Raw genomic sequence first — 822 nt, 5'->3', positions numbered from 1 at the left:
TTGCTGGTCTACCGCGTCATCTGCACCGACGAGGATGCGATGCACTGGCCGGAGGAGGACATCGGGAACCTTCGCGTGGCGCTGAATGCGCTGGTGCGGGTGTTTCGACTCTAGAACGTCGAGGCGATCCAATAGAAGTGGGAGCGGTTCAAAGCCGCCGGGCATCACTGCTCCCATCCTTATTCACCTGAACCGTTCGTCAAACGAGCGCAACGCCATCGATGTAGAGATTCCTCCTGACCAGCGAAGGCCGTGTCGGTGTTTCCACCCGCACAGAATAGCCCTTCCTCAAGAGCTCAATCACCTCGGCCTCAGAGGCAACCTTTACGGCGTTTTCCACCTTGTGTTTGCTGCTGCCGTGTTTCGGATCCCCCAAGACGTACCAGCCGTTCTCCTTGCTGATCGGCCACTTCTTTCCGTCCTTCGTGATTCGGTAAATACGCATGCTTTTCTCTCCAGCTATTAGGGCGAAATTAGCTTGCCGAAATCGTCGCTGCATGATTGCGAACATTACTGAGGTCTTGTGGGGACAATGCAGCTTTGATGGCCTCGCGTGCCTGCACACAATACTGATGGCGAGCGGTGTTCAGTTGCCCCAGCCACTCAGGGATCAACCTGCCTTGAGATGCGAAGTGCTCCACGTGAACTACAGTGAGTGCGCCATTGGTGTAGGCAACCTCATTCACTGACCGCCAAGAGCCGCCTAGGACCTTTGAGAAGAGGGCCTTGCAGGCCTGAACGTAGTTCAAGCGACTCCCAAGTCCGAACATGACGACAAGAGGTGCCGTTGTGGACTTCAGGAACTCGCTGCAGCAGTTTGTG

The 822-nt window shown here is 55.8% G+C and carries 2 protein-coding genes; both read right to left on the bottom strand.

Translation table 11 applies throughout. The features are described from left to right. Window positions 1–199: 199 nt before the first annotated feature. Window positions 200–445, bottom strand: coding sequence for a hypothetical protein (locus ACLD7X_RS17315; protein ID WP_411424932.1), 246 nt, complete (start codon window positions 443–445; stop codon window positions 200–202). Between the two features lie 28 nt (window positions 446–473). Further along, a partial coding sequence (locus ACLD7X_RS17310; RefSeq protein ID WP_411424931.1) for a hypothetical protein occupies window positions 474–822 on the bottom strand: 349 nt, incomplete at its 5' end.

Origin of the sequence: Aphanothece microscopica RSMan92 (genome assembly GCF_046613545.2) — a bacterium.
Lineage (GTDB): Bacteria > Cyanobacteriota > Cyanobacteriia > PCC-6307 > Cyanobiaceae > NIES-981.
The sequence above is the reverse complement of the archived record's forward strand: the minus strand, read 5'-3'. Positions and strand labels throughout refer to the sequence as shown.